This window comes from Arthrobacter melezitosi, from assembly GCF_054511055.1.
Genome location: NZ_JBTNDJ010000009.1, coordinates 67899 through 94571, shown reverse-complemented (window position 1 = coordinate 94571; position 26673 = coordinate 67899). Strand labels below are relative to the sequence as shown.

Genomic DNA, 26673 nt, shown 5'->3' with positions numbered 1-26673 from the left:
TTGACAGCCCACGGATAGCACCATGCGCCGGAACCGTTACCCCGGACCCTGGTATCACCGCGTTCCGCACGGCCGTTTCACGGAGTCCTCATGACACCGGGAGCAGAAGCACGGGTCCCGGTGCGGTTCGTCCCAGCCAGTCAAAACGTTAGAGGCCTGACCGACGTGTAATCCTGGCTGAGAGCCGGTCCCGAGCTTGTTCCATCATTATTGACAACTGGGGTTCGTACCCCGAGTAGTCCGCAAATCGAAGCACTGCATAAGAAGTAAGTGATGCGGCCAGTTCCGTGATGGAAGTGATGGCTGCGGGGTCAGGCATCTGCGACGTGTTGAACTGGCCCGGAAGGAACTCCTCTTGGGGAAGGACGATCTGCAACTCGTGTGAGGGCCAGCGCTTGCCATGCGCCGATCCAGCCGACGCGCGCCAAAGCCTTTCAATCGAATCAACGTCGTATGCTTCCGCGTCTTTCGCGCCTTTGGCCGCGACAACAGCCGCTACCTGTTTCACTAGTTCCATGTACCCAGGGAAGCGCTTCACGTCATCTTCACTGAAGACCGGTCCGTTGCGCCTGATGAGATCGACACGACGCTTGGCAAGTGTTTTCCTCCGATCCTCACCGACCGCAGCCTTCTTCTGCTCCTCAAAATCATGGACAACCAAGGACGAGTGACGTCCTGTGCACTCCTGAGCCGTGCGCGCATCCAGCACCCATATGACGTGTGAAGATGACTCGATGGCCGCCCTCGAAAGGGTCTGCGCCGGCCTGAATGTGTGCCGGACCGTTTGTTCCGGGTGAAGCGAGATTGGAGCTCGGCGTAGGTTCACCCACCTAGGAGGCCGCCATGAAGGGCAGGCAAGGCCCGGAGATTCCTCAAACAGTGGTCATAGCGCCCGATGGTGGCGCTCATACGGCCGACTTTGTTCCCCCGGAAACCTCCTCGGACTACTTCGGCGGCCCAGGGGTGGTGCTCGCAGTTCTAACCGCGGCCGAACCCGGTGGTGCTGAGTTTGAGGAGAACCTGGCAAGGCTGCGGGCAGGGGGCGCGATCCAGAGTTTCACGGCAGTGACCGAACCTTCTGACAGGCCCGACGCTCCAGGGCACGTCGACGCCGAAGGGAGTAAGCCCGGCCCGTTCTGGGTATGAGTCGTGAGGAGTGGGGAGAAGTGGGGGTGTGGACAATGTCCACACTTGGGGCCTCGGACTGGGCCGTACTGGTGCCGGACTGGTCCGGACTGGGTATGTTTTCGGGGGAGTGGCGGATTTCCGGGGCCTGGAGTCCGGTTCGAGTCCCACTTCGGGCACAAGTTTCCCCTAGTCAGAGGCCCTTTTGCTCTCTGACTGTGGACAGCCGGCCCAATTCTGCGGTCCGGTTGCCGGTTTTGGTGGTTGAGTACGGATTTTCAAGGGGCGGGGTGCCTCCTTTCTCTCGCGAAGCCCGGGTTGGGCGTTCTTACTCCTTCATGGGGGAGCGGCGGGGTAGCTGCATGACTTCGGTGAGGGTTTTTCTGAATTGGCCTGCTCCTGCTGGCCGGTGATCCTCGGAAACCATCCGGTCCCACCGTCGCCGCCGGCTGTTGAGGGGTGCGTCCGCTTAGGGATCAGCTCTCGCGCGCCAACGGCCGGCTCTACGGCGTCGAGCTCATCACCAACCAGTTCATTGGGCCGCCGCTGGGCGGGCTGCTGGTGGCACTCGGCGTCGCTGCCGGCTTCGCCGTGCCGGCTTCGCCGTGCCGGCGGCACTGTGGCTGGTGGCCGCCGGTGGCCTGCTCCTGATCCAGGGATCCTTCCACACCGAGCGTGAGCACAAGACGACACTGCGGTTCGACATCGGCGAAGGGCTGCGGTTCCTGCGGAACCACAGGATCCTTCGCACCCTCGCGGCGATGACCGGAGTCTTCAACTTCGCCTCCAGCGCCGCCTTCGCGGTCCTGGTGCTGTTCGCCGTCGGTCCGGCTTCACCGATGGGCCTGTCCGCAACGGGCTTCGGCCTGCTCCTGACCACCTCGGCCCTGGGCGCGTTCGCCGGCTCGTTCATCGCCGAACGCGTGGAGGCACGGCTCGGCAGGTCGGCATCCCTGACCCTGACGATCTTTGGGTCCGCCTTGTTCATCGGTGCGCCCGCCATCACCGACAACCCCTATGTCCTTGGACCGATCTTCTTCGCCGGAGGCCTGCTGATCGTGCTGTGGAACGTCATCACAGTGTCCCTGCGCCAACGCATCACGCCCAACCGCCTGCTCGGAAGAGTCAACAGCGCCTACCGCCTGCTGGCCTGGGGCACCATGCCGCTCGGAGCCGCCGCCGGCGGCCTGCTGGCCCAGTGGCTTGGCCTCCAAGCCATGTTCGCCATCATGGGAATGCTGACCCTGGCACTGCTGGGATTGATGCCCGCCCTCACGAACAAGGCAATCACCGCCGCCGACATCCAGCCATAGGCCCTCACGGACCTTTCCCGACCGCCCTCTGGAATCCCGGATTCCGAAGTCCACTACGGAGCCCACCCGTACGCCAAGGGAAATTTGCACCTCATACCTGCGTTGGTCGCGGGGGAGTGTTGCGTCAAGTACACCCAGCGGAACAAGAGCCGGACGCAAGGGGATCCTCTAGCGAGACTGCCAACTCGGATCAATTCTCCGAGCTGGCGCTTCGTAGGTCATCGAGAGAGGAGACCAATCAGCCAAAATAGGAGAGCCATTGCTCCGGAAGCTCCCACAGCAATACCTAGACGACGAGAAGCCATCCTCGGAGCCTGAGTGATCCAGCGCCCGTAGTGCCCAATGCATAGTGCTATCGCGGCTAGGGCGCTGAGAAGAGCTATCCCCATCATTAGGTCGAAGAGAATTGAGTAATCCGATACGACGTCGAAGTACTTGTAGATGGCGAAGAAACCCCCGAGGAGGAGCATGAGTATAAGTGAGATTGCTTGCGCGCGGGCGTCACGCTTCTTGGCTCGATCGTTGTCTAGCTGGTCAGCCATGCGATTGCTCTAGTCTCCTGATGCGAGTTGGTCAGTCCACAAGACCATGAGGACTAGTGGAAGACGTCTGAATTTATGTGTGAATTTGGTGATCATCGTATCGGTCGAAGTCCAGCACGAATTCTGTCTGGCGCGCTGTCCGTATGCCGATCCTTCTACGCACAGGAAGTCACTGCAATCGTCAGGACTGCACGTGGTACAACGCCCTCCACGAGAGGACACCAGATCAGTCTGGGGAGGCCGGCTCCGCCGATACTGCAAATCATTTCATGCCCAACCACGGTGCGGCTAACGTCCTCGTGCCTGCGAAGACCTGAGCATATGCCCGGCATTCTTGCGTTGGAGCTAGATGGGTGACCTCGCGATCCGGCAGAGGATGCGCCCGTAAGCCGGCGGGCGAGCGTATGCGGTATGGCGCGACCACCTGCACGGTGTGGATTGCTCTAGGGACCTGGGTTGAGTGCAACTAGCTTTCACTGCCCAAAGAGGGCGATACCAATCCAAAAAATGCCGATGACCATATAGAAGAACCCCATGCCTTTGATGGTGCCGACATCTGCGAAGGTGAAGTGCATAGGAGAGATGCCACGGCCTTCTTTATACAGGCGCGACCATGTTGTAGCGGCGTCATTGATATCTCGAAAGACACAAAAACCGAGAATAACCACCATGACCCCCGCCGCAGCAAGAGCACTGCGTATAGTCCAATTTGCACCCGTCAGCGAGACAAGCAGGACACCCAGAAGAAGCATTGGCAGTATCGCCCACCAGAGGGCCCGTACGGGTTGCGGCATCTCTCTTCCGAACCTCTTGATCATCCGAATCGTCTTGATGAGTTGCCCCTAAAGATAAGGATCGGCGGCGGTACGTTGATCATCCCGCCAGGCGTTAGGTCAATCGTAGGCGTGCGTCACCTTCGAATAAGTCTGCCCTCCTGTTCAGGCAATCAGGGGTAGTGCCGAGATGTGGCCAAGTAAGAAGTGAGGAGTGGAGCGAGACGGGTTAGGCCCTTCGGCGACCTGATCTTTCCGCCCGTAAGCGGTTCCTCCACCGCAACATTATCTCGGAGCCGCGCCAACATTGAGAGTCCCACACAGAACCTGATGACCTTGATTCGTGTATACCCCGCCCAAAAAATTGGCCGCCACCGTGATCGGCACCGTCGCCACGCAAAAGCTGGCCATCGGCGTCGGCGTCGGGGTCATCGTGGCCGTGATTCTGTTCGCCCGCCGCGTCGCGCACTTCGTCACCGGCGAACGGGGGGCGGTCCCTACCCAGCCGGGCGGGGACGGCCGGGGAGTGAATCCGTGGCACCGGCGCGGTGGGTAGGTCCCGGCGTGCAAATAGAGTTCTTTGGTGCCACCAGCGCCGCTCTCAGGCCGCCACATCTCTATGCCTGATCAGGCTGCAGGCGGCTGCCGCGGCAACGACGGCGATGCCTGCCATCATCAGGGCTCCTTCGGGGTTGAAGGCCTCTACGGGCATGGCCGATGAATGTCGGAACGGGCTCAGGTCCTGAAGCCACACCGGCAGACCGAGCAGTTCTCCGAACTGTCCAAGTACCAGCGCGGCGGCTAAGGCGCCCCAGCCGACGGCGCTGCTCCAACGGGGTGCTAGTGCGAACACCAGCACTGTCAGGGCGGGGAAGACGAGTGCTGCCGGGATGTGCGCCAAGGCAGCGGCAAACACAATGCCGGGGCTGCTGCCCCCTGCCTGTGTAAGGGCGAGCACGACGGCGGCGGAGGCCCCGGCGGCAACGGCAACGGCGATCGTCGTGATTGCTGCGACGGCGAGGGTGCTGCCCAGCCAGCGGAATCGCGACGCCGGCACGGACAGCAGCAGTTCGGCCCGGCCCTCCGCCTCTTCTGTCTGGAGCCGCAGTACGGCTTCGATGCCCGCGGCGGCGGCGAGGACCCCGGCGATGCCCAGCATGGCGGTGGTGAACAGGTCCACTAGGCCCGCGTCACCGGGGACGATGCGGCTCATCAGTTCCGCCACGGAGGGATTTCCTTCGAGTGCGTCGCGGACCACCGGGCCTAGACCTCCGGCCACGGCACCCATCGCACCAGTGGTGAGGCACCAGCCGGCCAGGCTTCCGCGCTGCAGCCGCCACGTCAGGCCCAGCATCGATGCCAGGCCGGCTCCCGCCCGTTCGGCGCCCGACTCGTTCGCAGCGATGTAGCTGGAGCCGAGATCCCTGCTGTTGCGGAGCATCACGGCACCCGCGGCCAGAACCACGGCAACTGCCCCGATGACCACCAACGGCAGCGTGTCCGTCTCGGTGAAGGGGCGGATGCGCTGGCCCCAGCCGATGGGTGAGAACAGTGAGGGCCAGGCGGCGGTGACGTGCAGCAGTGACGGGTCGGCTGTGCCGAGGGCGTCACCGGCACCACGGATCAGGTAGGCGCCGCCCACCAGTGCGGCGGCTGTACCGTTGGCGCTCCGGGCGGAGGGCATCACCTGCGCCACCAGTGCGGTGGCCGCCATGAAGAACAGGCCTACAGCGCCAACTGCTGCTCCCGCCAGGAACGATCCTTGGACCGGGAGGCCGGCACCGATGAATCCGGCGGCAACAGCCAGGACAAGGACCACGTTCGCGCAGGTGCCAAGGAGCAGGGTTGCGTACAGGGGCGTCACCCGGGTGACCTGGGTGGAACCGACCAGCTCAAACCGGCCCTGGTCCTCATCCGCGCGGGTGTGCCGGACCACCAGGAATGCGCTCATCAGCCCGGCGAGCACCGCCGTGAATGAATAGCCCTGGAAGAAGGTGACAGCCCCGAGGCTGATGCCGTCGGGCAGCCCTCGGAGGAACAGGAACGCCGGGCTGGCAGCCGCCACGGAGATCAGGGCGGCCCGCTCATTGTCCTCGCCAAACTGTGTGGTGACGGCGGTGGCGGCCGCGTAGCCTAGGCCCGCGATGCCCAGGATCCAGGCGGCCAGGGTTCCGCGGTCCCTGCGCGCCTGGAGCAGGGCCAGCCGGAGAACGGCGCGCATCACAGCACCTGGCTCTTCTGGTTCTTGTGGTCCGCCTGGCCGGCGGCCTGACCCGCATCCTGCACGCCGTAGTGGCGCATGAACAGCTCCTCCAGGGAAGGAGGAGCGGCCGTGATGCCTGTGACGCCTGCTGTAGCCAAAGCCTCCAGGACGTATCCCAGGTCGGCTGCGTCGGCGTCGAACTCCATGGATGTCCCGTCAACGCGGAGGTTGTGGATGCCCCGCCACGTGGACAGCACCTGAGGTTTCGCTGACGATATGACCCGGAAGCGGGTGCGGGTGAGGTGCCGGAGTTCGGCCAGGGTCCCGGATTCCACGGCCACCCCTGACCGGATGATGGTCACCCTGTCACAGAGCTGTTCCACCTCGGCCAGGATGTGGCTGGACAGCAGCACCGTGGCCCCGTCCTCGGTGACGCGGCGGACATGGCGGCGGAACACGGCGTCCATTACCGGGTCCAGGCCAGAGCTTGGTTCGTCCAGCAGGTAGAGCCTGGCGGGGCGGGAGAAGGCCGCGATCAGGGCAGCCTTCTGCCGGTTGCCCTTGGAGTAGGTCCGCGCCTTTTTCCGGGGATCGAAGGCGAACTCCTCAATGAGCTGCCGTCGCAGGTTTTCATCCGCGCCGCCGCGCAGCCCGGCTAGCAGGTCGATGACCTCACCGCCGGTCAGATTGGGCCAGAGCGTCACGTCCCCCGGGACATAGGCAACCTCCCGGTGTGCCCGCACCGGCTCAGCCCACGGGTCGATGCCGAACACGCGGGCGGTTCCCGATGTTGGGCGGATCAGTCCCAGGAGGATCCGGAGGGTGGTGGACTTCCCTGCCCCGTTCGGCCCCAGGAATCCGTGGACCTCACCCGGCAGCACCGATAGGTCAAGGCCCGCAAGCGCGGCGGTATGTCCAAAGTTCTTCACAAGTCGGGTGGTGGAGATGACGGGAGATGAGTCTGGGTGCATGACGGGATCCGTTCCGTGGTCGCAGCTAACACGCCAAGGCGGTCGCCAAGGCATGCCGCAGGCGTTTCCGCATGCGGGCCGACCAGGCTTCCCGGCTCTCCGAGCCATAGCCTACGTCCGGGACAACCCTTCAGGGAAGCGTAGAAGCGTGGTGCCCGGACCCGCCCGTCAACGCAGCGTGCTGGGTACGGGTCGACTCACTGCTGGTGGTCCTCTTCGTACACGTCCGGGATGCCGTCCCGGTCGGTATCGATGGTTTCCTCGGCTTTCAGGGCACGATACCGGCGGTTCCGCATTCCGAGCACCACCGTCGCCAGGAGTGCCGCCAGCAGGGACGCGGCGAGGATCCCCACCTTGGCGTGATCATCATGGATGCTGCCGTGCCCGAAACTCAGTTCCGCCACGAGGAGTGACACCGTGAAGCCAATGCCGGCCAGGAGGGACACCCCGAACACATCAATCCATTTCAGGGACTTGTCCAGGGACGCCCGGGTGGCCTTGGTCAGCAGCCAGGTTGTGCCCAGGATCCCGACCGGTTTCCCCGCCACCAGGGCCAGGACGATGCCGACGGCCACAGGATCGGTCAAAGCCGAGACCAGCCCGTCCCAGCCGCCCACGGCGACCCCGGCGGAAAAGAAGGCAAAGACCGGGACCGCGATGCCGGCGGAAATCGGCCGGAACCGGTGCTCGAAAATCTCGGACAGGCCAGGACCCGCCGCCGGGCCCCCGCTGGCCTGGGACCGGATCACGGGGATGGCGAAGCCCAGCAGCACTCCGGCGACGGTGGCATGGATGCCGGAGGCGTGTACCAGCGCCCAGGTGATCATGCCGAGCGGAAGGAGGATCAACCACGCCGCAGCGGGCCTGGTGCCGAAGAAGCGGCGGTATTTCTGGGCCAGGAAGGTGTACAGCGCCAGCGGAACCAGCGCCAGCAGAAGCGGCCCGGCCTGAATGTCGCTCGAATAAAAGACCGCGATGATGGTGATGGCGATGAGGTCATCGACCACCGCCAGGGTCAGCAGGAAGATCCGCAACGCGCTGGGCAGGTGCGAGCCGATGATCGCCAGTACCGCGACGGCGAAGGCGATGTCAGTTGCCGTAGGGATGGCCCAGCCCCGCAGGGTTTCAGGGCTGGCGAGGTTGATCAGGGCGTAAATCCCCGCGGGGACCACCACGCCTCCCACCGCCGCCGCGATGGGCACCACGGATCTGCTGAATTGGCGGAGGTCTCCGGCGACGAACTCACGTTTAAGTTCCACCCCCACCAGGAAGAAGAAGATGGCCAGCAATCCGTCGGCAGCCCACGCGCCGAGGCTGAGTTCCAGATGCCACGGTTCGTACCCGATGCGGAAGTCACGCAACGCGAAATAACTGTCGGAAGCCGGCGAATTGGCCCACACCAGGGCGATAACGGCTGCGGCGACGAGCAGGATGCCGCCCACGGTCTCCTTACGAAGGATCTCCCCGATCCGCAGCACTTCGCCATAGCTTCCCCGTCCCAAGACGGACGGACGCGGGGCAGCTGACGGGTCTTTACTCATGACGGTGTCCTAAACACTGGCTCGACAAAGAACATGCCGACCAGACTTCCCGGCTCGCCTCCAGCCAGTCTACCGGCCCGCGTCCTTCGAGGGACGGGTTCTGCCGGATCGCCGCACGCCATGGGAGCAACTTGGCCGGCTCGATGAGTCGCTCGGCGGCGACGGCGTCCCTCACACGAAGCACACCCATCGCGGTGCGGAAGCGATCACCAATATCTGCACAGTATGGGCGGCGCGTCTCAAGCGTCGGGATGGCATCTGGCCGATTCGGCGGACCGAGAGGAACGGTCATGCAGTTGTCGGCCGGTCGGAACATGAATGGGTGGAGGGGAGGTGACGTCGTGATGGAGAGTTTGGAAACCGTGCCTGTCGTGCGGCGCGCCCGGGACTCGGTAACGAGCGCGGGCACCCGGTCACGGCCGCGGTTGAATCACGCCGCGGGATCGGATTCTTCACGGCAGAGAAGCGCCGCACCCTGTCAGTGCGGGGTGCGGCAGTCGTGGGGAAGGCTCCTGACAGGGAAGAACGGGGGTGTGGACAGTGTCCACACCTGGGGCTTCGGATCGGGTCGTACATCGGTCGGACTGGGCCGGATTGCATATGTTTCCTGAGGAGCCCAGTATTCGCAGGGGCTGGAGTCCGGTTCGAGTCCCACTTCGGGCACGTGTTTCCCCTAGTCAGAGGCCCTTTTGCTCTCTGACTGTGGACAGCCGCGCAATTCTGCGGTCCGGGTGCCGGGTCTGGTGGCGAGGTTGGAGTTTTCCTGGGGGCTGAGTGCCGCCTTTCTCTCGCGGAGCCCGGTTTGGGCGTTCTTACTACTTCATGGGGGAGCGGCGGGTTAGCTGCATGACTGTGGTGGGTATTTCTGACCTGGTCATCCTCCTCGCCGGGCAGTTCGGCCGAAGCATCAACCCCGGAGTATCAATCCAAGCCAGCACTAGACCGGGACCTCCTGCGGACACGACTCGGAGATGCGACATAGCCATCAGGGGAACCCGACCGGTTCGGGGCCACGGGGGCCGTGCCCACTGGTCAGCCCACCCAGTCCGGTGTCAGGGGGCCTCTGATCGCCGTTCGATGAGCAGGGTATCCCGCCAGTGTCCTGCCAGTGGTCCGTGGGTCATGCGGGCGATGCGGTGCCTGCGTCCGATGATCGTGTAACCGGCGGCGAGGTGGAGTTTCAGGCTGGCTTCATTTTCGGAGAAGATGCTCGCCTGGAGGGTCCAATTTCCGTCTCCTTCGGTGGATTCGGTGAGGGCGCGCAGCAGCGCTGAGCCCACGCCACGCCCCCGGGCGTCGGCGGCGACGTAGACGGAGTGTTCGACGACTCCGGAATAGGCGGGACGGGCGGATGCGGGGGAGACGGCTGCCCAGCCGAGGATTCTGCCGTCCACGGTTTCGGCGACGAAGCGGTGCCGGGCCAGCCTGGACCTATCGAACCCGTCCCAGTCCGGCGCCTCTGCCTCGAAGGTGGCGTGGCCGGTGTCGATGCCCTCTTGATAGATGTATCGGACGGCCGGCCAGTCCTCCTCACGCATGGGGCGGACTGCTGCCACGGTCATAGCTGCGCGAGGCTGCCGGCGACGTCGTCCAGAGCGCCGGGGGTGAGGGAAAAGTACGCCCAGATGCCGCGCTTTTCACGCTGCAGCAGGCCCGCGTCGAGAAGCACCTTCAGGTGGTGGGACACGGTGGGCTGGCTCAGGTTCAGCGGGTCGGTCAGGTCACAGACGCAGACCGCCCCGGCCGGTGCTGCCTTGATGATGGAGAGCAGCCGGAGCCGGTTCGGATCGGCCAGGGCTTTGAAGACCACCGCCTGCTCCTTCGCCTGGGCTGCATCCAGGGCAACGGGCCCCGCCGGGATGCACGTTGCTTCGCCGGGGGTCGGAGCGAGGGCGGGCTGAGGGTTCATGCACCCCATTATGGCGTATCGATGCACATCAATGCCGGCCGCTGGCTGCGGCCTGGGTGTAGTCAGTTTCGGGTCAGTTGCCTGTCATGGGGAAACGCGGCGTCGTCAGCGGTCTCCGCAGCGGAAGAGAACAGGACCAGGAGCAAACCAATGCCGACCGCGGCGCCGATCAGTTGCGTGGCGACAAAGCCGGGCCCCGAGGATGGGGTGATACCGGCGAAGGTGTCGGTGAAGGTCCGTCCGACCGTCACGGCGGGATTGGCGAAGGACGTCGAGATCTGTAGCGGTTCTACGCCAATGTATGGCGTAGAACCGTCTCGTGAACCCATCCTTGTGCCGGCCCTTTCTCGGGCGGGTGGAACCCAGCAAGGGAGCGATCGATGCGGGATCAATGGTGGTCTTGATAATTGCCGCCGGCTGACGGAGGGTGGTGCCAGTACTGAGCGTCCTCAGAGGTGCAACGGAGGCTGACCACCGCAACCTGTAGCGGGGGTGCGGGAGGTCAAAGACGATGCTCGCGTCGGCCACCCACCCGTCCAGGGCGGTGCGAGGGCCGCGTGGCGTGAAGCTGATTTCGACGATTTCTTCCCAGTCGCCGAGTGCGGGTGCGGTGTCGAGGATCTGCACGCGCACCGGGATCTGCCCGGTGTGGGTGCCGGTGCGCAGGAAGACAGTCCCGTCGACGCTTCCGTCGCACAGCCCGTTGCTATGCCCGGCGAAAGCCTCCGGCGGGTTCACCAGCTCCGCCGTCCCGTTGAGCAGTTAGAGCTGTGCGTACGACGTCGACACCAGAACCTCGAAGGCCTTTCCCATCAAACTGCATCCTGTCACGCCCGGCCGAAACTGTCAGGCGCAGCCCCAATTTGCCCACTGAAGGATCGTTAGGCCTCCAGATCGTGTCCTGTCGCCGGTCGGCGGTCCTACCGCACAGTGTGCAGGGAAGCGGAACCCGGCTCATAAGGCAGCCTGCAAGTCAGGCAGTGAGTGACGTCAGGGCCCGGGAGTGAAACCTGAGGTTTTAAGGGGGCAAGAATTTTCACAAGTACGCCCTCGGTCCCTCCGATATTTACCTGGAATTCATGTCTAGTGGCTTCCATTGAACTGTCGGCACCGCCGATTTCTCCTATCACCCGGGCCACTTTGGCCGCCGTTGGAAGGGATCCCTCCAGTGCACAAAACTCTTACACGACGTGCCGGCGTAGTATCGCTGGCAACTGTCGCCCTCCTGCTGAGTGGCTGCGGAGGACAGCAGGACAGCGCAGAAGGACCCGCAGCCAGCGGTGAGGCCGCCTCCGGCTCGGTGGTGGCCGATGGCTCATCGACCGTTGCGCCGCTGACCGAGGCGGCCGCCGACATGTTCCGCGACGTGGAGTCCGGCATCAATGTCTCCGTCGCGACCTCCGGCACCGGTGGAGGCTTCAAGGCTTTCTGCGCCGGTGAAACCGACATCTCCAATGCGTCCCGTCCGATTAAGGACGAGGAAGTCGCCGAATGCGAGACCAACGGGATCGACTACACCGAGGTCGTCATGGCCAACGACGGCTTGTCCGTTGTGGTGAACCCGGAAAATGACTGGGCCGATTGCCTGACCGTCGAGCAGCTGGCCACCATTTGGGGCCCGGACTCTGAGGGCGAGGTCACCAACTGGAACCAGGTCGACCCGTCTTTCCCCGATCAGGAAATCGCCCTGTTCGGTGCCGGCACCGACTCGGGAACTTTCGATTACTTCACCGAGGCCGTCAACGGTGAGGAAGGGGCGATCCGCACCGACTACAGCCCCTCCGAAGACGACAACGTCACCGTTCAAGGCGTGGAGGGCAACGAAGGGGCCATCGGCTTTTTCGGTCTGTCCTATGCCGAGGAAAACCCTGACGCAGTAAAGATCGTCGACATTGACAACGGTGAAGGCTGCGTCACTCCTTCCGAGCAGACCGTTCAGGACGGAACTTACGCACCGCTGGGCCGCCCGCTGTTCATCTACGTCGCCAACGCCGCCTATGCGGATAAGCCGGAGGTGAAGACTTTCGTGGACTACTACGTCGAGAACGCCAACGAGGTCGCCGAGGCGGCACTGTTCATCGGACTCACCGACGAGCAGCAAGCCACTGCAACAGAACAGCTCGCCTCCATCGGTTAGCGAACCCGCTCGGCCGGTAGGACAAGAGCGTGAGGGAAGTGGTTCCACTTATGACAGCCGTACAGGAAAAGGGCGGTCCGGCCAGTGCGCCGGGCCACCGGCAATCATCCCCGTTCAAGGGAAAAAGCCGGCCAGGGGAAGCCATCATCATCATGGTGCTGCGTCTGGCAGCTGCGGTGACGGTGCTGACCACCATCGGGATCCTGCTGGCCCTGCTGATCCCGGCCCTCGGGTTCTTCCGGGAAGTCCCGGTGACGGACTTCCTCCTCGGCGACCGGTGGTCACCACGTTTCGCCGACGCCTCCTTCGGCGTCCTGCCCCTGATTTCCGCGACTCTGTGGACCACCGGAATCGCTTTGGCGATCGCGGTCCCCCTCGGGCTCGGTGCGGCCGTGCTCCTCTCGGAGTACGCGAGTCCGCGCCTGCGCCGGGTTCTCAAACCCATTCTGGAAATCCTCGCTGGAGTCCCCACCGTCGTCTACGGGTACTTCGCGCTGACCTTCGTCCAGGCCACGGTGCTGCGCGAATGGCTTGGCCTCGAGACCGGAGCGTTCAGCGTCCTCGCCGCGGGCCTGGTCATGGGAGTGATGATCGTCCCGACCGTGGCCTCCATCTCCGAGGACGCGATGAGCGCCGTCCCCGGCGCCCTGCGCCAAGGCTCGGCGGCCCTGGGCGCGAACCGCATGCAGACCAGCGTCCGCGTGGTCTTCCCCGCCGCCTTGTCCGGCATCGTCGCAGCCATTGTCTTGGGCGTTTCCCGGGCCGTCGGGGAAACGATGATCGTCGCCCTGGCCGCCGGCAGCCAGGCCCGTCTCGTGGCCAACCCGCTCGAGCAGGGTCAGACCATGACAGGGTTCATCGCCAACGCCGCCCTGGGTGACTCCCGGGTCGGCTCCCTCGAATATGACACCCTCTTTGCGGTGGGCCTGCTCCTGTTCCTGATCACCTTGCTGGTGAACTTCATCAGCATCCGTTTCGTCCGCCGCTTCAGGGAGGCCTACTGATGCGCTCCATTATCGACACCGTCCCACCACTGGGACACCGCACATCCAAATACAGCGGCGAGAAAAGCCCGGCCGCCCTGATCTTCCTGCTGCTGATCTGGGCGTGCCTGGCCTTCTCTTTTCTATTCCTGCTCGTGCTCATCGTCACCACCATTATCGATGGGTCCAATAAGTTCACGTCCACCCTGTTCACCGAATACCCGGCCTCTTCGCCGGACCGCGCCGGGGCCCGGCCGGCCATTCTGGGCTCGGTCTGGGTCATCGCCACCACGGCCGTGCTGACCATCCCGCTCGGGGTCGCCGCTGCGGTGCACTTGGAGGAGTTCGCCGACAAGAAACTGTGGATCAACCGGGTCATCGAACTGAACGTGCAGAACCTCGCCGCCGTCCCGGCGATCGTGTACGGGCTGCTCGCCCTGGCGTTTTTGACCCTGCTCGGGGTGCAGAACAAGAACATCGTCATCGGCGGAGCGCTGGCGTTGAGCCTGCTGATCTTGCCGGTCATCATTATCTCCACCCGAGAAGCCATCCGCTCGGTGCCGATGGAGATCCGGCAGGGCTCCCTGGCCCTCGGCGCCTCCAAATGGCAGACGGTGTGGCGGCAGGTGCTGCCCTCCTCGGTGCCCGGCATAGCCACCGGCTCTATCCTCGCCCTCTCCCGCGCCTTCGGTGAGGCCGCGCCCCTGCTGGTGCTCGGCGCCCTAGTCTTCGTCAGCTTCGATCCCAACGGCATCCTGAGCGGGTTCACGACCATGCCCATCCAGATCTTCAATTGGACCGGCCGTCCCCAGGCCGGATTCCAGGAACTCGCCGCCGCGGCGAGCATCCTCCTGCTCGCCCTGCTCGTCCTGATGAACGGCCTGGCCATCTACATCCGCAACCGCTTCCAGACACGGTGGTAAGAACACATGAACAGCTCCTCCCACGTTCCCACAGCCGCCGAACGCCGGTCCCTGGAGGACCATACGCTGCTGCATCAACAGCCCGGCATGGCCGTCCACCTCACCGGCCGCCGCCGCGCCGCGCAACTGCCCGACACCCCGGACGAGACGATCCTCAGCGTCAAGGACGTCGACTTGTACTACGGCAATTTCCGCGCCGTCACCGGAGTTAACCTGGGTTTCGGGCTGAAGGAGATCACCGCGCTCATCGGGCCCTCCGGATGCGGCAAGTCGACGCTGCTGCGCGCCCTGAACCGGATGAACGACCTCATCGAAGGGGCCCGGGTCGATGGGACCATCGCCTTCCGCGGCACCAATATGTACGCCCCCGAGGTCGACGCCATCGAGGTCCGCCGACGCATCGGCATGGTCTTCCAGAAACCCAACCCCTTCCCCAAGTCCGTCTACGACAACATCGCCTACGGCCCCCGGGTAACTGGGATGAAGGTCGAGAATATGGATGACTTGGTGGAGGAGGCGCTGACCAAGTCGGCCCTGTGGGGAGAAGTCAAAGACAAACTCAAGCAGTCGGCGTTTGGGCTCTCGGGTGGCCAGCAGCAGCGCCTGTGCATCGCGCGCACCATCGCCGTGAAACCCGATGTGATTCTCATGGACGAACCCGCCTCGGCGCTGGACCCAATTTCCACCATGCGCATCGAGGACCTGATGCATGAGCTGCGCCGCGAGTACACGATCGTGATCGTGACCCACAATATGCAGCAGGCCGCCCGCGTCGCGGACCGCACTGCGTTCTTCACGGCCCTGGCCGATGAGGGAACCGGGGACCGTACCGGTGTACTGGTGGAATTTGGCAAGACGTCCCAAATCTTCGAAGACCCCAAAGATCAAAGGACCGAGGATTACATCTCCGGCCGGTTCGGGTGAGCGCCGCCGTGGTCGAACAAGCAGACCGTGACCCCACGATTTTGGAGCCCAGGGAACGTAACCGTCCGCACAGCTTCGCCGTGCGGTGGCCCTGCCGCGCAGTGAGCGTCGACTCGCCCTCCGCCGCGACCTGCCAGGACGACCCGTCGATGCTGCTCAACCGGGGGATCGAGTTGCGCCAATATCAGAACGGCCCCAGTGCCCTTGTGGGCATCGGCGCCTCCCACCCCGAGATCGTGATCGCCCCAACGGACCTTACGGGCATTGGGGTCGAGGAGTTCGTTCACACCGTGGTCGAACTCACCGCGGTCCCGGTCCTCGTCGGCGACATGGGCACCGAGGCCAGCCACCAGCTCGGCTTCGCGTGCCTGCAACTCGGTGCGCGTGGGCTCATCCCTCTGCCCGCAACCGCCGAAGAGATCGCGGCGGCTATCGCCCGGCTTGGGGTGTTCCGGTCCGATGCGGCCGTCGAGCTGCGCGTCGGCGAGCTTGTCGTCAACCCGCAGTCCCTGCGCGCGACCCTCACCGGAGTCCATGTGGACCTGGCACCTAAGGACTTCGAAGTCCTGCGCTATCTGATGATGGAAGCCCCGCGCGTCGTGGGTGTTGAAGAGATCAGCGCCCACGTCAGGGACGCCGGGGCCGGCGGGGCCACACGCACCCGCATGGCCATCGCGCGCACCCGCAGGAAACTTGCTGAAGCCTCACCAGGCGGAGCCACCTATATTGAGACAGTCCGCGGAATGGGATACCGGCTGGGAGTGGAAGGCCACTAAACCGACCGCGGCCGTTGTGAGTCGGGCCGCTATCGGTGGAGAACTGCAACTTATCCGCCGCGGTCAAGGGTGAAGGGGATTTCGGCTCGTTAGAGCCGGGTCAGGATGTCAGCAATGTGCTCCAGGGCACCAGGGGGAGCAGCCGCAGCCGGTTCGGATCGGCCAGCGCCTTGAAGACCACTGCCTGCTCCTTCGCCTGGGAGGCATCCAGGGCAGGGCGCCCCGCCGGGTTGCACGTTGCGTCGCCCGGGGGCGGGGCCGGGGCGAGGGTGGGCTGAGGGTGCATGTACCCATGATGCGCGTATTGATGCACACCAATGTGGGAACTACCTGCGGCCCTAAATGTTGTCAGCTTTTTCTCAGTTCCGCATCGCGGGGCAGCGCGACGTCCTCTGCGGTGTTGGAGTCGGAGGGGAACAGGACCAGGAGCAGGCCAACGCCGACCGCGGCGCCGATGAGCTGCGCGGCGACGAAGCCGGGCACCGAGTCCGGCGCGATACCGGCGAAGGTATCGCTGAGGATTCGGCCGAGCGTCACTGCGGGGTTGGCGAAGGATGTGGAGGAGGTGAACCAGTAGGCGGCCCCGATGTATGCACCCACGGCCGGTGCGGCAAGGGCTCCGCGCTTGGTGGCGGCCAGGGAAAAGATCAGCAGGATGAGCCCGGCTGTGGCAACGATCTCGCCCAGCAGGTGTCCGTCTGTGGCCCGGTGGGTGGTCGATATGGTGGTTGCCATCTCGAACATGGCATTCGCGGTTACGCTGCCGCTGATCGCGCCCAGGGTTTGGGCGAGTACGTAGATGCCCAGCCGGGTCAGGGTCAGCCCGGCGCCGCGGCGCCGGCCCAGGACCCAGTCGACGAGGGACACCACCGGATTGAAGTGTGCGCCACTGACCGGGCCAAAGATAAGGATCAGCACGGTGAGACCGAGCGCGGTAGCGGTGCTGTTCTGCAGCAGCTGCAGCCCGACGTCGGTGGGGGAGAGCTGTTGGGCTGCAATCCCCGATCCGACCACGGTCATCACGAGCAGGGCGGTGCCGAGGAACTCGGCCAGGGCGCGGCGCCACAATGGCGGCAGGGGGGAAGTCATGGCACCAGCTTGACGGATCCATTTGGCTCAGTCAAAGTTGAGTCAATGGACACTGAATCAGTAGAGGCGCTTCGTCGGCGGGCCGCCAGGCATGCCGCCCTGGCCGATCCGGCGCGGCTGCGCATTGTCGACCTGCTGACACTGGGGGACTGGTCCCCGACGGAGCTTCAGGCCGAGCTGGTGATGCCCTCGAACCTGCTGGCCCATCACCTGCGGACCCTCGAGGAGGCGGGCCTGGTGACAAGGCGCCGCTCGGAGGCCGACAGGCGCCGTAGTTATATCCGGCTCGCCTCCGGAGCCCTGGAAGGTTTGATTCCCGGAGCCGGGCACGGAGTCCGGCGGGTGCTGTTTGTCTGCACCCGCAACAGTGCCCGGTCCCAGCTGGCCGCCGCCCTCTGGCAGCAGGTAAGCACCATCCCCTCGGCCTCGGCCGGAACGCACCCCGCGGACCACATCGCTGAAGGCGCCCTCGAAGCCGCCCGCCGCCACGGACTCGACCTCGCGGAGCGGTCCCCGCAGGACCTGGACCAGGTGGCAGGGGAAGGGGACTTCATCGTGACAGTGTGCGACAACGCCCACGAGGAGCTTCCCACCGTGCGGGGGATCCACTGGTCCGTGCCCGACCCGCTGCGGTCCAACACCGAGGAAGCCTTCGAAGACGCTTTTGCCGATATCTCCCGACGCGTCCATGACCTCGCCCCGCGCCTCTACGCCGCCTGATCGCCGCCGGGTGACCCTGCGCCACGGGCGGCCCGGAGCGCCACTGAGCTGCCCAGGTACAGAAATTGACAATCATCGATCCCCGTCCGATACTCCATATATCGACATGCATCAATGCGTACGGTTTCGTGCGGAGAGCGGATAAACCAGCACCACTTATCCATTCCGATTTCACACCACCCCCAGGAGATCCCGTGAGTACCGATACCGCCCAGAAGCCCTCCGTCCTGTTCGTCTGCGTCCACAACGCCGGCCGGTCCCAGATGGCCGCGGCCTTCCTTACCAGCCTGTCCCAGGGTGCCATCGAGGTCCGCTCGGCCGGTTCCCAGCCGGCGGAGAAGATCAACCCGGCCGCTGTGGCGGCGATGGCCGAGGTCGGCATCGATATGTCCGCCGAGGTCCCCAAGATGCTGACCTCCGAGGCCGTGAAGGACTCCGATGTGGTCATCACCATGGGCTGCGGCGATGAATGCCCGTTCTTCCCCGGCAAGCGCTATGAGGACTGGGTGCTAGAGGACCCCGCCGGCAAGGGCGTGGAGTCCGTGCGCCCGATCCGGGACGAGATCAGGGGCCGCATCGAGGAACTCATCGCATCCCTGACCCCCGCCGCGAAGTAACGCCCGACCCCGACCGGAGCACCAGGAGATTCCACGTGGGACAGACTGTGAGCGCCACCTCAACCACCGAGCAGCTGATCATCGGGCATCTGCCGCGCACCGGACTGGTTGCCGGTCAGGTGGAGCTGGAGGCCGAGGGCTGCATCAGGGTCGATGCGCCCACCACTGTCACCAATCTGAACGGTGTGTTCGCCTGCTGGGACGCGGTGGATCACCGCTACCGCCAGGCCATCACCGCCGCCGGGGCCGGCTGCGCGGCGGCTGTGGACGCCGAACGCTACCTCGCGGCGCTCGGAGACGCGGACAGCATCGCCACCGCCCTGGTGGAAGAACCCACCCACGCCTAAGCCCTGTAGAACCGCCGAAACCTGCCCCACCGCCGGATGAGACCGAGGACCCCATGGAATCAACACCTAACCTTCCCGTTGCGGTGATCGGGGCCGGGCCCGTCGGCTTGGCAGCCGCGGCCCACCTGCTCGAGAACGGCCTGGAGCCGCTGATCTTCGAGGCCGGGGAATCCGCCGGGGCCGCCGTCGAGCAGTGGCGGCACATCCGGCTGTTCTCGCCCTGGCGGTACAACCTCGACCCGGCCGCATCCCGCCTGCTGGAGGCTTCCGGCTGGCAGCCACCCCGGCCCACGGCCGTGCCCTACGGCGGGGAACTGATCGACCGCTACCTGACACCCCTGGCCGCCCTGCCGGCGATCAGCGCCCGGCTGCACACCGGGGCCCGGGTGACCGCGGTGACCCGGGCCGGGATGGACAAGACCCATACCCGGAACCGAGAGGCCACACCGTTCACCGTCCGCGTCGAACGCCACACCGGGGAAACCCGGGACCATACCGTCGCGGCGGTCATCGACGCCTCCGGCACCTTCTCCACCCGCAACCCGCTGGGCACCTCCGGGCTTCCCGCCCTCGGAGAGGAGGCCGCGGCGGACCGGATCTCGGCGCCGCTTCCCGATGTCACCGGCCGGGACTGCGCAGCGTTCGCCGGCCGCCGCGTCCTGGTCGTCGGGGCCGGCCACTCCGCCGCGAACACCCTGATCAACCTCACGGACCTGACCAAAGAGGACCCGGCCACCCGGATCCTCTGGGCCGTGCGCGGGGCGTCGGCCGAGAAGGTTTACGGCGGCGGGGACGCGGACGGGCTGCCCGCCCGCGGCCAGCTCGGATCCCGCCTGCGGCGCCTCGTTCAGGCCGGCCGGGTCGAACTGCACACCGGCTTCGGCATCGCCTCCCTCACCCCCACCGACTCCGGGGTAAGTGTCGAAGCACTCGACGGGCGCACCCTGGAGGCCGACATTGTGGTGCCCTGCACCGGCTTCCGCCCGGATCTGGGCATCCTGCGCGAGCTGCGCCTCGACCTGGATCCGGCGGTGGAGGCCCCGGTGCAGCTGGGCCCGCTGATCGACCCGGAGTTCCACTCCTGCGGCACCGTCCCGCCGCACGGGGCCCGGGTGCTGGCCCACCCCGAACAGGACTTCTACCTGGTGGGCATGAAGTCCTACGGACGGGCCCCGACCTTCCTGCTGGCCACCGGATACGAGCAGGTCCGCTCCGTGGCAGCCGCCCTGGCCGGAGACCACCAGGCCGCCGACACCGTCCACCTCGAACTGCCCGAAACCGGCGTCTGCTCCACCGACGCCGGCACCAGCTGCGACATCCCCGCCGCCGCCACGCCGGCCTCAGAGCAGCCCGGATGCTGCGCCACGCCGGAGCCGGTCCTGATCGGATACCCCACCGGGCTGGCCCACGGCCGCTCCGGCAGCAGCTAACCCTTCACTGACACCACCCGAGCATCGGAGAGTCATGAACGAGCACCACGAAAGCCCTCTGGGACTGCAGGACAACACCGTGCTCCTGCAGCGGATCAGCGCCCGCCTCGCCGACAGGTACACCGGGATCTTCGCCGCCGAAACCGTCGAACGCTACGTCTTCGAGTCCTACACCGCCCTGGCCCGCACCGCGAGGATCACCACCTTCCTGCCCGCCACCACCGAACACTTCGCCAGCGACCGGCTCAACGCCCTGGCCACCTCCAAGGGAGCTCTCGCCTCCGAAGTGCCCGAGGTGTTGTTCGTCTGCGTGCAGAACGCCGGACGGTCCCAGATGGCCGCAGCCCTGCTCGCCGTAGAAGCAAGGGGAAGAATCCACGTCCGCTCCGCCGGTTCCCTGCCCGCCGCCGACCTCGACCCGACTGTGGTGGCCGTCATGTCCGAAATGGGCTTGGACCTGTCCCGGAAGTACCCCAAGCCCTTCACCGACGACGTGGTGCGCGCCTCCGACGTGGTGGTCACCATGGGCTGCGGGGATTCCTGCCCCATCTACCCCGGCAAACGCTACGAGGACTGGGACCTGCCCGATCCGGCCGGACAAAGCCCCGAAATCGTCAGGGACATCCGGGACCGGATCCACGACCGGGTGAAAATCCTGGTCCATTCACTCTCCCAGGAACCATCACACCCGTGACGCAGGAAACATCCGCCCCACGCAAACGCCCTGGGGTGCTCTTTGTCTGCCGCAAGAACGGCGGGATCGCCTGGATCACCGCGGGCCTGATGAATCACCTCGCAGGCGGTTCCGTCACCACCGCCTCCGCTGGCCCCGCCTCGGGGGACGCCCTGAGTCCAAGGCGGTGGAGTCCCTTTCCGAACTGGGTCTCGACGTTACCGGCGAACACCCCAAACCGGTCACTGACGAGGTGCTCGACGCATGGACGTCGTCATCATGACCTCTAACCAGAGCCCGACAGCGGAAGAAGCGCCATTACAGCTTCAGCTGTAACTCCGCGCAGGATGGCGGGCCCTTTGTAGTGTGATGGCATGGCGCAAAGCGCCACGGCGCAGATGGGTGCCCGTAAGGAGATCAGCGGACGCATTTGCGGGCGGGTCCAGCGCGGCACCGGGGTTGGAACCTGCCCTAGCGATTGGTGTGGCGGGCTGCGTTGTGACCTTGTGGTCCGGGGCAGATGTCTTTACGGACAGGAGTGTTCGCTCCGGGTTCTGGAGCCTCCCGGGGTTCGGATCGTCGCGACGTGGCGGGTGAAGGGCTGTGTAGGGCGCCGATGCCGCAGATGATCGCGGCGATGATGAATGCCGGGCCGGGTTCCAGTGTTTCGATCAGGGCGCCGGTCAGTGTTGCTCCCAGTGCCTGTCCCAGGACGAGGCTGATGAAGAGCACTGACGTGCCGGCGGCGTTGCTTTCTGCCGTCCGGGCCGCCCAGATAATGAGCACCGATGTTGCGGCGGTGTAGGCGAGCCCGAACAGCGCCGCGGCCCCGAAGCTGAGGAGCGTGCTGTGCGGCGCGATACCGAACGTTCCGGTCGCGAGTGCGACGGCCAGTACGGTAACCGGCCACGTTGTCCTGATGGCATGCCGCGCCAGCCAGGGTGAGGTGAGTGCTGCTGCGGCTCCACCGGCACCGAGCGCTATCCACGCGGCGGCAGAGGTTTCGACCGCCATTCCGCCATGGTCTTCAAGAAGAGTCCGGCCGTGGACCCAGATCGCGGAGCTGCCGATGCCGAAGATGACGGCGGCGGTGATTGGACGCCGAAGCGGACGCAGCCCGGCCCTTCGGTGCCGCGTCCCCGGTACCGGCGGCCGGCGGAAGCCCGGGCCGGGGCTCTGGGCGGAACCACCGCGGGAGGTATCTGACTGCAGTACGCCGATCATCGCACTGAAGGAAATGACAGCAATCAGTGCCCATGCAAGGCGCCAGGAGGATCCAAGTATCAAGGAGAAGGTCCCGGCAGCCATGACGCCGAAACCAGTACCTGAGTTCACGACCGATTGAAGCCTGTCCCGCTCTGCTGGCTTGAAATTGCGTTGCACCAGTTCCACCAGGGCAGGGGAGGAGAACCCGGCGCCCATTCCTGCGAGGAGCACCGCACCCACGAAGGCCGTCGTGCCGGGGGCCACAGCGATACCTGCGCTTCCCGCGGTGGCCGTCAGCCCGGCCAAGACGGCGACCATGCGGGGATGGGTCGGTGCATAGCGGAATCCGAGCACCGCCGAGATGCAATACGTGACGGAGGCGCCGGAAGCGAGCAGGCCGCCGATCGCGGCGGTGAGGGCGAAGGCCGCCGAGAAGGCGGGAAGGAAGAGACCGTACCCGAGCCTGGCCAGGCCGTAGGTGGCCGCGATGAGTGCCACGGATGACGCAGTAAAGATCGGGTCTGCGACGCTGTTCTCATTATGTAACGACCGTTTCATTGAAACGAACGTTATAGGATGAAGTCATGGAAGTACACCCCAGCGCGCGGGAACGACTGCTTGACGCCACCGAGGGCCTCGCCTTCACGCAAGGGGTGGCGGCCACGCCCGTGGACGAGATCCTTCGGAGTGCGGGTGTGGCCCCGGCGACCCTGTATGCGCACTTCGGTAATAAGGAAGGTTTGATCACTCAGGCGCTTGAGCGTCGCCTGGTGCGTTGGGATGAGGCGTGGCAGTCGGCCATCGATGAAGCCCCCACCCCCAGGGAAAGGCTGCTGGCAGTATTCCCGGCCCTCGGCCGGTATCGGAGGAGTGTGACGGCTGCCCGATGGTGCGCGTTCCTTGGGGTAGCTGCTGAATCACCTCATCCGGGACCGGAACTGCAGAAGGCACTGGCCAGTGACACGCAGCTGCTAACAGCACGTTTGAAGGAGCTGGCAGTCCCAGTCGTCGCCGCGGACCACGCAGACGCCCTGGTCGCGCAACTTGTCCTCGTCTACACCGGGGTGCTCGGAATGCTGCTCCGGGGCATGGATACCGAAAGAGCCGTTGGCCTCGGACTTCACATCGCAGGCGCCGTTATCGAAGCAGCTGAAGGTACCCCTAGCTAGCCAGTAGAGCCGATTCCGAGATTCTCGCAGTGGACGTTCAGACTAAGCACATCCACGCTGGGCTCCCGTTTCTCGGTACACCAGTTTCCTGAAGCCGGGCAAGAATGCCGGCTCCCATTGTTGGCATGGTGCCAAGGATTGAACTCAGGGCAGGTACGCAGCCCATGGCTTGATTATTTCGCTTTTTGCCTCCAAGCAAGGTTGGGGCATGAAAGAGGTGACAGTGTGCGCGGGACCTGCACACGTGCCAGGGGAGCAGTGCGCCAGTGGTGTCCGAGTGTCCGCGGGAAACCGCTCGTTATCCGAGCGGTCAATGCACCAGCCTGTTCCAGGTGGCCGCCGCGGCGCCGTCTCGGCCCGCTGACTCAGTTCAGGAGCCGGCGACCTATCCCGACATCGCGGCTGCTGAATGCCAGCGCGTTCCGTAGGATTCGGGCTGGGCGAGGAGCCCTACGCCAGTTCGATTACCGCGGTGCTCATGGCCGATGACATCTAGGCGGCGTGGTCGGTAGGGGTGAGTTTGCGGCCGCGAAGTTGCTCGTACCCGCGCCCGAGGGCGGATCCTACGCGGGTGGGTACAAATGGTGAGAGAACGAAACCCTGCTCGACGGTTTCGTGCCGCCAGTTCGTCACGGCATCACGCGCTCGAGTCATGAGGTCCAGCCATACGCCTCGCCGCTGGTCCCCGAAGCGTTGCAGGACCTTGGTGTGGAGTCCATCGGGGCTTCCGCCGCCGGCCAGGTGACGTGCCAGGATGCCGGAAAAGATTTCTGCGTCTTCGATGGCGAGGCTGGCGCCCATGCCAATGGTGGGCAGAAACGCGTGGGCGGCATCACCGAGCAGGACGACCGGCAGGCCAGCGGTGTAGGGCTGGGCCAGCGGATCACTGTCGCGCATTGACCACAGGTAGACGTCCGGGCTGACCCAATCTTCGACGAGGTCCAGTGCCTGCAGAACCAGGCCGCCGGGTCCGGGAACATCCGCAGCGATCCGCCGGGCGAGGGACCGCCGCTGCGCGCCCGGGAGATTCTGCCAGGCAGCATCGTGCGGGAGCCCTTGCGAAACCCAGATCTGTGCGCGTGTGGCGTGATCGAAGCCAAGCGCCAGTGTCAGTCGGCCGTTGCCGGCAGGGAACCAGGCGGCGGTGGCGAAGGAGCCGCGCATGAAACGAATCGTGCGGCCGTTGGCAATGCTGGAAAATCCGGGCGGCATATTGCCGTCCGGTGCATTCGTAGCGTCCACCAGCAGGTAGATGGAGCTGAAGCCGCGGTCGTGGGTCACCGCGTCATCGGGGAAAAACTGCCTGCGGGCGACGGATTGCACACCGTCGGCAGCAACGAGAAGATCAAAGCGGCGGGCGGGCTGACCATCCGCGAAGGTGACTTCGACCCTTCGTCCACCGTCGGCCGCCGTGATGGCGTTGACGTCATGTCCCCGAAGCAGCGGGGCGGCGCTCAGGGACGCCAGATCCGCAAGGAACTCCCGGCGCATCACACCGATCGACCACCGCGGGTCGACCCGCAGCGCCAACTGCCGGTGACCATGCCTTTTGTAGAACTCGATCCGGTCGACGGGATTACCGCGGCGCCGGGCCGCATCGTCGGCCCGTACCCGGTGGAGGGCTCGCATTGCGCGGGCCTGGATGCCGTACTCCACGCCCGGGTAGTCCGCGGTGCTGTTGTAACGATCGAGCACGGTTATGTCCACCGATCCGGGCGGCGCGTACCGCTGAAGGGCTACAGCGGCCGTGAGGCCGGCTGGCCCGGCGCCCAGAATGCCGACCTTCATTTTGCTATCCGGTCGCATAGCAAAAGGTTGACCCGTGTTGCTGCCTCTGTCAAGATGTGGCGATGACGTCTCCGCGGCCACACCGGGTTGCCCGCCGCACCACCGGTCGCCGTCCCGATGCGGTGGCCGCGGAAACCAGAGCGAAGTTGGTAGTAGCAGCCCGTACCCTCTTCGCCCAGCGAGGCGTTGACGCTGTCGGCACCCGTGAGATTGCGGAGGCCGCGGGCGTCACCCACGGCCTGGTGCGTCACCACTTCGGCTCTAAGCAAGGCGTCTGGCAAGCCGTCGTGGACGCCGCGGACGCGGAGTTCGCAGCCACCCTCCAGCCACTGGAGGACGCCATCACGCGCACCGAAACCGAAAGCCCCTGTGAGCCGGACACGGCAGCCTTCATCGAAGGCTTTGTTAGCGCCTGCGCACGCCAGCCCGACATTGCGCGGCTCCTCGTCCACGAGGGCTCAGTCCGTAACGATCGCCTCGACTACCTCCTCGGAAGTCTCAATAGCGCACGGGCCGCCGTGGCCCCTGTCGCAGCACGCTTACGGGCCCGCGGTGCCCTGCCCGACGTGGACGACGACGAGTTCCTGCTGCTCCTTCTGTTCGCCGGCATGCTGCCCTTCGGCGTCCCGGCGCTTGCGCAAGGAGTCCTCGGTCAGCCTCTCGCCCCGGACCGTCACGCGCGCGTTCTCCTCGCAATGCTGTTCAGCGGCACCAGCGACCGCTAGCTCCAGACGCTCGCAGCATCACGTCCGGACACAAGCCATCCGATTGATCGGTGCATTCCACGCCGGGCTACGCCGAGCATGCCGGACGCCTGCCCGGGCACCCACAGCGTTGACTGCTATCAACGTTGAGGAGTGGTGTGCGCCGCCGGCTTCTTGTGACCTGAGCGTCGCATGGTGGAACCTGATTCCCGGCCCACTTCTCCGCCGTCATTCTGCTATCCCTACCCCGGGGTGGGCGCCTCGAAGGTGCGATCGTGGGCAGGAACGGTAGCCAGGGTCCCTTCGGGGTCAACATGGACCTTGTCCATCATGGTCTGGACGTGATGGAGGATTGGACGCAGTTCACCTTGTCGTATCTCCCGTAACGAGGTGATCGAGCGGCCGGTGCACACCTCAATCACCCTGGCCCGTTCGGGAAGGGTGCGAACGCCCGCATTGTGAAGGCTCTGCTGCAGCATGAGTATCTGACGTTCACGCAGCGGACTATCCGCACGAAGAACAGACAGGGCGTGTACCTCACTCAGGTCGATATCCGGATTCATCATCCGAGCCTAAGCTCCCGCGGTGTCCAACCGGTTGGCGGAGCATGAAAGTCCGGTGAACACCCCGGTCAATCGTCACGTAATGGAGGAGGCCGAGAATCGCGACCGGGAATGGACACGCCGACCCTGACCTGCCGCGCGCTGACCGGCCGGCACGACGACGGTCCGCCGGACCTCTATTAACGGGTCCGCGGTCGCAAAGCAAGCTTTGATGCCCCAGGCAGCCGATCCTCCACGGTCATATCGT

The 26673-nt window shown here is 65.2% G+C and carries 27 protein-coding genes and 1 pseudogene; 15 read left to right on the top strand and 13 right to left on the bottom strand.

Translation table 11 applies throughout. The annotated features are described in order from the left end of the window. Positions 1-148 precede the first annotated feature (148 nt). Positions 149-661 carry a hypothetical protein gene (locus tag ACX80W_RS11315; RefSeq protein WP_459283290.1) on the bottom strand — a complete coding sequence of 171 codons (513 nt, stop codon included), beginning with the start codon at positions 659-661 and terminating at the stop codon, positions 149-151. A 923-nt stretch (positions 662-1584) separates the two neighbouring features. Here ACX80W_RS11315 and ACX80W_RS11310 point away from each other — a divergent pair. Together ACX80W_RS11310 and ACX80W_RS11305 are read left to right on the top strand one after the other, a co-directional pair. Further along, positions 1585-1776, top strand: a complete 192-nt coding sequence (locus ACX80W_RS11310; RefSeq protein WP_459283288.1) for a hypothetical protein — start codon at positions 1585-1587, stop codon at positions 1774-1776. Continuing rightward, the gene (locus ACX80W_RS11305) at positions 1731-2438 is read left to right on the top strand and encodes an MFS transporter (RefSeq protein WP_459283286.1); all 708 of its coding nucleotides are present in this window, start codon (positions 1731-1733) and stop codon (positions 2436-2438) included. Before ACX80W_RS11310 ends, ACX80W_RS11305 begins: the two co-directional genes overlap by 46 nt. 1015 nt (positions 2439-3453) lie before the next feature. Here the strand turns inward: ACX80W_RS11305 and ACX80W_RS11300 are convergent. Then, on the bottom strand, positions 3454-3798 hold the full coding sequence (locus ACX80W_RS11300; protein ID WP_459283284.1) for a hypothetical protein: 345 nt from the start codon (positions 3796-3798) through the stop codon (positions 3454-3456). A 298-nt stretch (positions 3799-4096) separates the two neighbouring features. Between ACX80W_RS11300 and ACX80W_RS11295 the strand changes: the two genes are divergently transcribed. Next, complete coding sequence (locus tag ACX80W_RS11295; RefSeq protein ID WP_459283283.1) at positions 4097-4309, top strand: hypothetical protein; 213 nt, start codon at positions 4097-4099, stop codon at positions 4307-4309. A 45-nt stretch (positions 4310-4354) separates the two neighbouring features. Here the strand turns inward: ACX80W_RS11295 and ACX80W_RS11290 are convergent, their stop codons facing one another. The 6 genes from ACX80W_RS11290 to ACX80W_RS11265 all read right to left on the bottom strand — a co-directional run bounded on the left by ACX80W_RS11290 (position 4355) and on the right by ACX80W_RS11265 (position 10706). Then, positions 4355-5974 (bottom strand): ABC transporter permease, encoded by a 1620-nt coding sequence (locus ACX80W_RS11290; protein WP_459283282.1) that lies wholly within the window; start codon positions 5972-5974, stop codon positions 4355-4357. Next, positions 5974-6927 carry an ABC transporter ATP-binding protein gene (locus tag ACX80W_RS11285; RefSeq protein WP_459283281.1) on the bottom strand — a complete coding sequence of 318 codons (954 nt, stop codon included), beginning with the start codon at positions 6925-6927 and terminating at the stop codon, positions 5974-5976. The genes ACX80W_RS11290 and ACX80W_RS11285 overlap by 1 nt, the downstream gene beginning before the upstream one ends. A gap of 197 nt (positions 6928-7124) precedes the next feature. Continuing rightward, positions 7125-8468: a Na+/H+ antiporter NhaA gene (gene nhaA, locus ACX80W_RS11280; protein ID WP_459283279.1), complete on the bottom strand. Its 1344-nt coding sequence runs from the start codon at positions 8466-8468 to the stop codon at positions 7125-7127. A gap of 1052 nt (positions 8469-9520) precedes the next feature. Further along, positions 9521-10030, bottom strand: coding sequence for a GNAT family N-acetyltransferase (locus ACX80W_RS11275; RefSeq protein WP_459283278.1), 510 nt, complete (start codon positions 10028-10030; stop codon positions 9521-9523). Then, complete coding sequence (locus ACX80W_RS11270; protein WP_459283276.1) at positions 10027-10377, bottom strand: ArsR/SmtB family transcription factor; 351 nt, start codon at positions 10375-10377, stop codon at positions 10027-10029. Before ACX80W_RS11270 ends, ACX80W_RS11275 begins: the two co-directional genes overlap by 4 nt. Positions 10378-10439: 62 nt before the next feature. Continuing rightward, entirely contained in the window at positions 10440-10706 is a 267-nt protein-coding gene (locus ACX80W_RS11265) for an aquaporin (protein ID WP_459283274.1), read from the bottom strand. 839 nt (positions 10707-11545) lie between these two features. Here ACX80W_RS11265 and ACX80W_RS11260 point away from each other — a divergent pair. The 5 genes from ACX80W_RS11260 to ACX80W_RS11240 all read left to right on the top strand — a co-directional run bounded on the left by ACX80W_RS11260 (position 11546) and on the right by ACX80W_RS11240 (position 16120). Then, positions 11546-12514, top strand: a complete 969-nt coding sequence (locus ACX80W_RS11260) for a PstS family phosphate ABC transporter substrate-binding protein (protein ID WP_459283272.1) — start codon at positions 11546-11548, stop codon at positions 12512-12514. 50 nt (positions 12515-12564) lie between these two features. Then, on the top strand, positions 12565-13518 hold the full coding sequence (gene pstC, locus ACX80W_RS11255) for a phosphate ABC transporter permease subunit PstC (RefSeq protein ID WP_459283270.1): 954 nt from the start codon (positions 12565-12567) through the stop codon (positions 13516-13518). Continuing rightward, entirely contained in the window at positions 13518-14420 is a 903-nt protein-coding gene (pstA, locus tag ACX80W_RS11250; RefSeq protein ID WP_459283268.1) for a phosphate ABC transporter permease PstA, read from the top strand. Before pstC ends, pstA begins: the two co-directional genes overlap by 1 nt. A gap of 150 nt (positions 14421-14570) precedes the next feature. Continuing rightward, positions 14571-15344, top strand: a complete 774-nt coding sequence (pstB, locus tag ACX80W_RS11245) for a phosphate ABC transporter ATP-binding protein PstB (protein ID WP_459283347.1) — start codon at positions 14571-14573, stop codon at positions 15342-15344. Between the two features lie 101 nt (positions 15345-15445). Continuing rightward, entirely contained in the window at positions 15446-16120 is a 675-nt protein-coding gene (locus tag ACX80W_RS11240) for a winged helix-turn-helix domain-containing protein (RefSeq protein ID WP_459283266.1), read from the top strand. Positions 16121-16220: 100 nt separating this feature from the next. Here ACX80W_RS11240 and ACX80W_RS11235 read toward each other — a convergent pair whose 3' ends face one another. Together ACX80W_RS11235 and ACX80W_RS11230 are read right to left on the bottom strand one after the other, a co-directional pair. Then, positions 16221-16406, bottom strand: coding sequence for a hypothetical protein (locus ACX80W_RS11235; protein WP_459283264.1), 186 nt, complete (start codon positions 16404-16406; stop codon positions 16221-16223). Positions 16407-16468: 62 nt separating this feature from the next. Continuing rightward, on the bottom strand, positions 16469-17209 hold the full coding sequence (locus ACX80W_RS11230; RefSeq protein ID WP_459283262.1) for an MIP/aquaporin family protein: 741 nt from the start codon (positions 17207-17209) through the stop codon (positions 16469-16471). A gap of 45 nt (positions 17210-17254) precedes the next feature. Between ACX80W_RS11230 and ACX80W_RS11225 the strand changes: the two genes are divergently transcribed. From ACX80W_RS11225 to ACX80W_RS11205, 5 genes and pseudogenes are all read left to right on the top strand, one after another. Further along, positions 17255-17929, top strand: coding sequence for an arsenate reductase/protein-tyrosine-phosphatase family protein (locus tag ACX80W_RS11225; protein ID WP_459283260.1), 675 nt, complete (start codon positions 17255-17257; stop codon positions 17927-17929). Positions 17930-18123: 194 nt separating this feature from the next. Continuing rightward, positions 18124-18546: an arsenate reductase ArsC gene (locus ACX80W_RS11220; RefSeq protein ID WP_459283259.1), complete on the top strand. Its 423-nt coding sequence runs from the start codon at positions 18124-18126 to the stop codon at positions 18544-18546. A 77-nt stretch (positions 18547-18623) separates the two neighbouring features. Continuing rightward, positions 18624-18893, top strand: a pseudogene (locus ACX80W_RS11215) (thioredoxin-disulfide reductase); the annotation flags it as partial. A gap of 53 nt (positions 18894-18946) precedes the next feature. Next, the gene (locus ACX80W_RS11210) at positions 18947-20323 is read left to right on the top strand and encodes an NAD(P)-binding domain-containing protein (RefSeq protein ID WP_459283257.1); all 1377 of its coding nucleotides are present in this window, start codon (positions 18947-18949) and stop codon (positions 20321-20323) included. Between the two features lie 34 nt (positions 20324-20357). Next, positions 20358-21017, top strand: coding sequence for an arsenate-mycothiol transferase ArsC (locus ACX80W_RS11205; protein WP_459283255.1), 660 nt, complete (start codon positions 20358-20360; stop codon positions 21015-21017). 450 nt (positions 21018-21467) lie between these two features. Here ACX80W_RS11205 and ACX80W_RS11200 read toward each other — a convergent pair whose 3' ends face one another. Next, positions 21468-22700, bottom strand: coding sequence for an MFS transporter (locus ACX80W_RS11200; protein WP_459283254.1), 1233 nt, complete (start codon positions 22698-22700; stop codon positions 21468-21470). Positions 22701-22786: 86 nt separating this feature from the next. Here ACX80W_RS11200 and ACX80W_RS11195 point away from each other — a divergent pair, with 86 nt between their 5' ends. Next, positions 22787-23371, top strand: coding sequence for a TetR/AcrR family transcriptional regulator (locus ACX80W_RS11195; protein WP_459283252.1), 585 nt, complete (start codon positions 22787-22789; stop codon positions 23369-23371). A gap of 492 nt (positions 23372-23863) precedes the next feature. Here ACX80W_RS11195 and ACX80W_RS11190 read toward each other — a convergent pair whose 3' ends face one another. After that, positions 23864-25159, bottom strand: a complete 1296-nt coding sequence (locus tag ACX80W_RS11190) for an FAD-dependent oxidoreductase (RefSeq protein WP_459283250.1) — start codon at positions 25157-25159, stop codon at positions 23864-23866. Positions 25160-25305: 146 nt separating this feature from the next. Between ACX80W_RS11190 and ACX80W_RS11185 the strand changes: the two genes are divergently transcribed. Continuing rightward, positions 25306-25884 (top strand): TetR/AcrR family transcriptional regulator, encoded by a 579-nt coding sequence (locus tag ACX80W_RS11185; protein ID WP_459283247.1) that lies wholly within the window; start codon positions 25306-25308, stop codon positions 25882-25884. A gap of 221 nt (positions 25885-26105) precedes the next feature. On the opposite strand, the gene ACX80W_RS11180 is transcribed toward ACX80W_RS11185, so the two are convergent. Further along, the gene (locus tag ACX80W_RS11180; protein ID WP_459283245.1) at positions 26106-26426 is read right to left on the bottom strand and encodes a hypothetical protein; all 321 of its coding nucleotides are present in this window, start codon (positions 26424-26426) and stop codon (positions 26106-26108) included. Positions 26427-26673 lie beyond the last annotated feature (247 nt).

Coding starts and splice junctions, on each gene's coding strand:
- ACX80W_RS11265 (WP_459283274.1), bottom strand. CDS start 10,706: ATGGGTTCACGAGACGGTTCTACGCCATACATTGGCGTAGAACCGCTA.
- ACX80W_RS11290 (WP_459283282.1), bottom strand. CDS start 5,974: ATGCGCGCCGTTCTCCGGCTGGCCCTGCTCCAGGCGCGCAGGGACCGC.
- pstC (WP_459283270.1), top strand. CDS start 12,565: ATGACAGCCGTACAGGAAAAGGGCGGTCCGGCCAGTGCGCCGGGCCAC.
- ACX80W_RS11195 (WP_459283252.1), top strand. CDS start 22,787: ATGGAAGTACACCCCAGCGCGCGGGAACGACTGCTTGACGCCACCGAG.
- nhaA (WP_459283279.1), bottom strand. CDS start 8,468: ATGAGTAAAGACCCGTCAGCTGCCCCGCGTCCGTCCGTCTTGGGACGG.
- ACX80W_RS11225 (WP_459283260.1), top strand. CDS start 17,255: ATGGACACTGAATCAGTAGAGGCGCTTCGTCGGCGGGCCGCCAGGCAT.
- ACX80W_RS11230 (WP_459283262.1), bottom strand. CDS start 17,209: ATGACTTCCCCCCTGCCGCCATTGTGGCGCCGCGCCCTGGCCGAGTTC.
- ACX80W_RS11210 (WP_459283257.1), top strand. CDS start 18,947: ATGGAATCAACACCTAACCTTCCCGTTGCGGTGATCGGGGCCGGGCCC.
- ACX80W_RS11235 (WP_459283264.1), bottom strand. CDS start 16,406: ATGCACCCTCAGCCCACCCTCGCCCCGGCCCCGCCCCCGGGCGACGCA.
- ACX80W_RS11190 (WP_459283250.1), bottom strand. CDS start 25,159: ATGAAGGTCGGCATTCTGGGCGCCGGGCCAGCCGGCCTCACGGCCGCT.
- ACX80W_RS11180 (WP_459283245.1), bottom strand. CDS start 26,426: ATGAATCCGGATATCGACCTGAGTGAGGTACACGCCCTGTCTGTTCTT.
- ACX80W_RS11285 (WP_459283281.1), bottom strand. CDS start 6,927: ATGCACCCAGACTCATCTCCCGTCATCTCCACCACCCGACTTGTGAAG.
- ACX80W_RS11275 (WP_459283278.1), bottom strand. CDS start 10,030: ATGACCGTGGCAGCAGTCCGCCCCATGCGTGAGGAGGACTGGCCGGCC.
- ACX80W_RS11300 (WP_459283284.1), bottom strand. CDS start 3,798: ATGATCAAGAGGTTCGGAAGAGAGATGCCGCAACCCGTACGGGCCCTC.
- ACX80W_RS11270 (WP_459283276.1), bottom strand. CDS start 10,377: ATGAACCCTCAGCCCGCCCTCGCTCCGACCCCCGGCGAAGCAACGTGC.
- ACX80W_RS11205 (WP_459283255.1), top strand. CDS start 20,358: ATGAACGAGCACCACGAAAGCCCTCTGGGACTGCAGGACAACACCGTG.
- pstA (WP_459283268.1), top strand. CDS start 13,518: ATGCGCTCCATTATCGACACCGTCCCACCACTGGGACACCGCACATCC.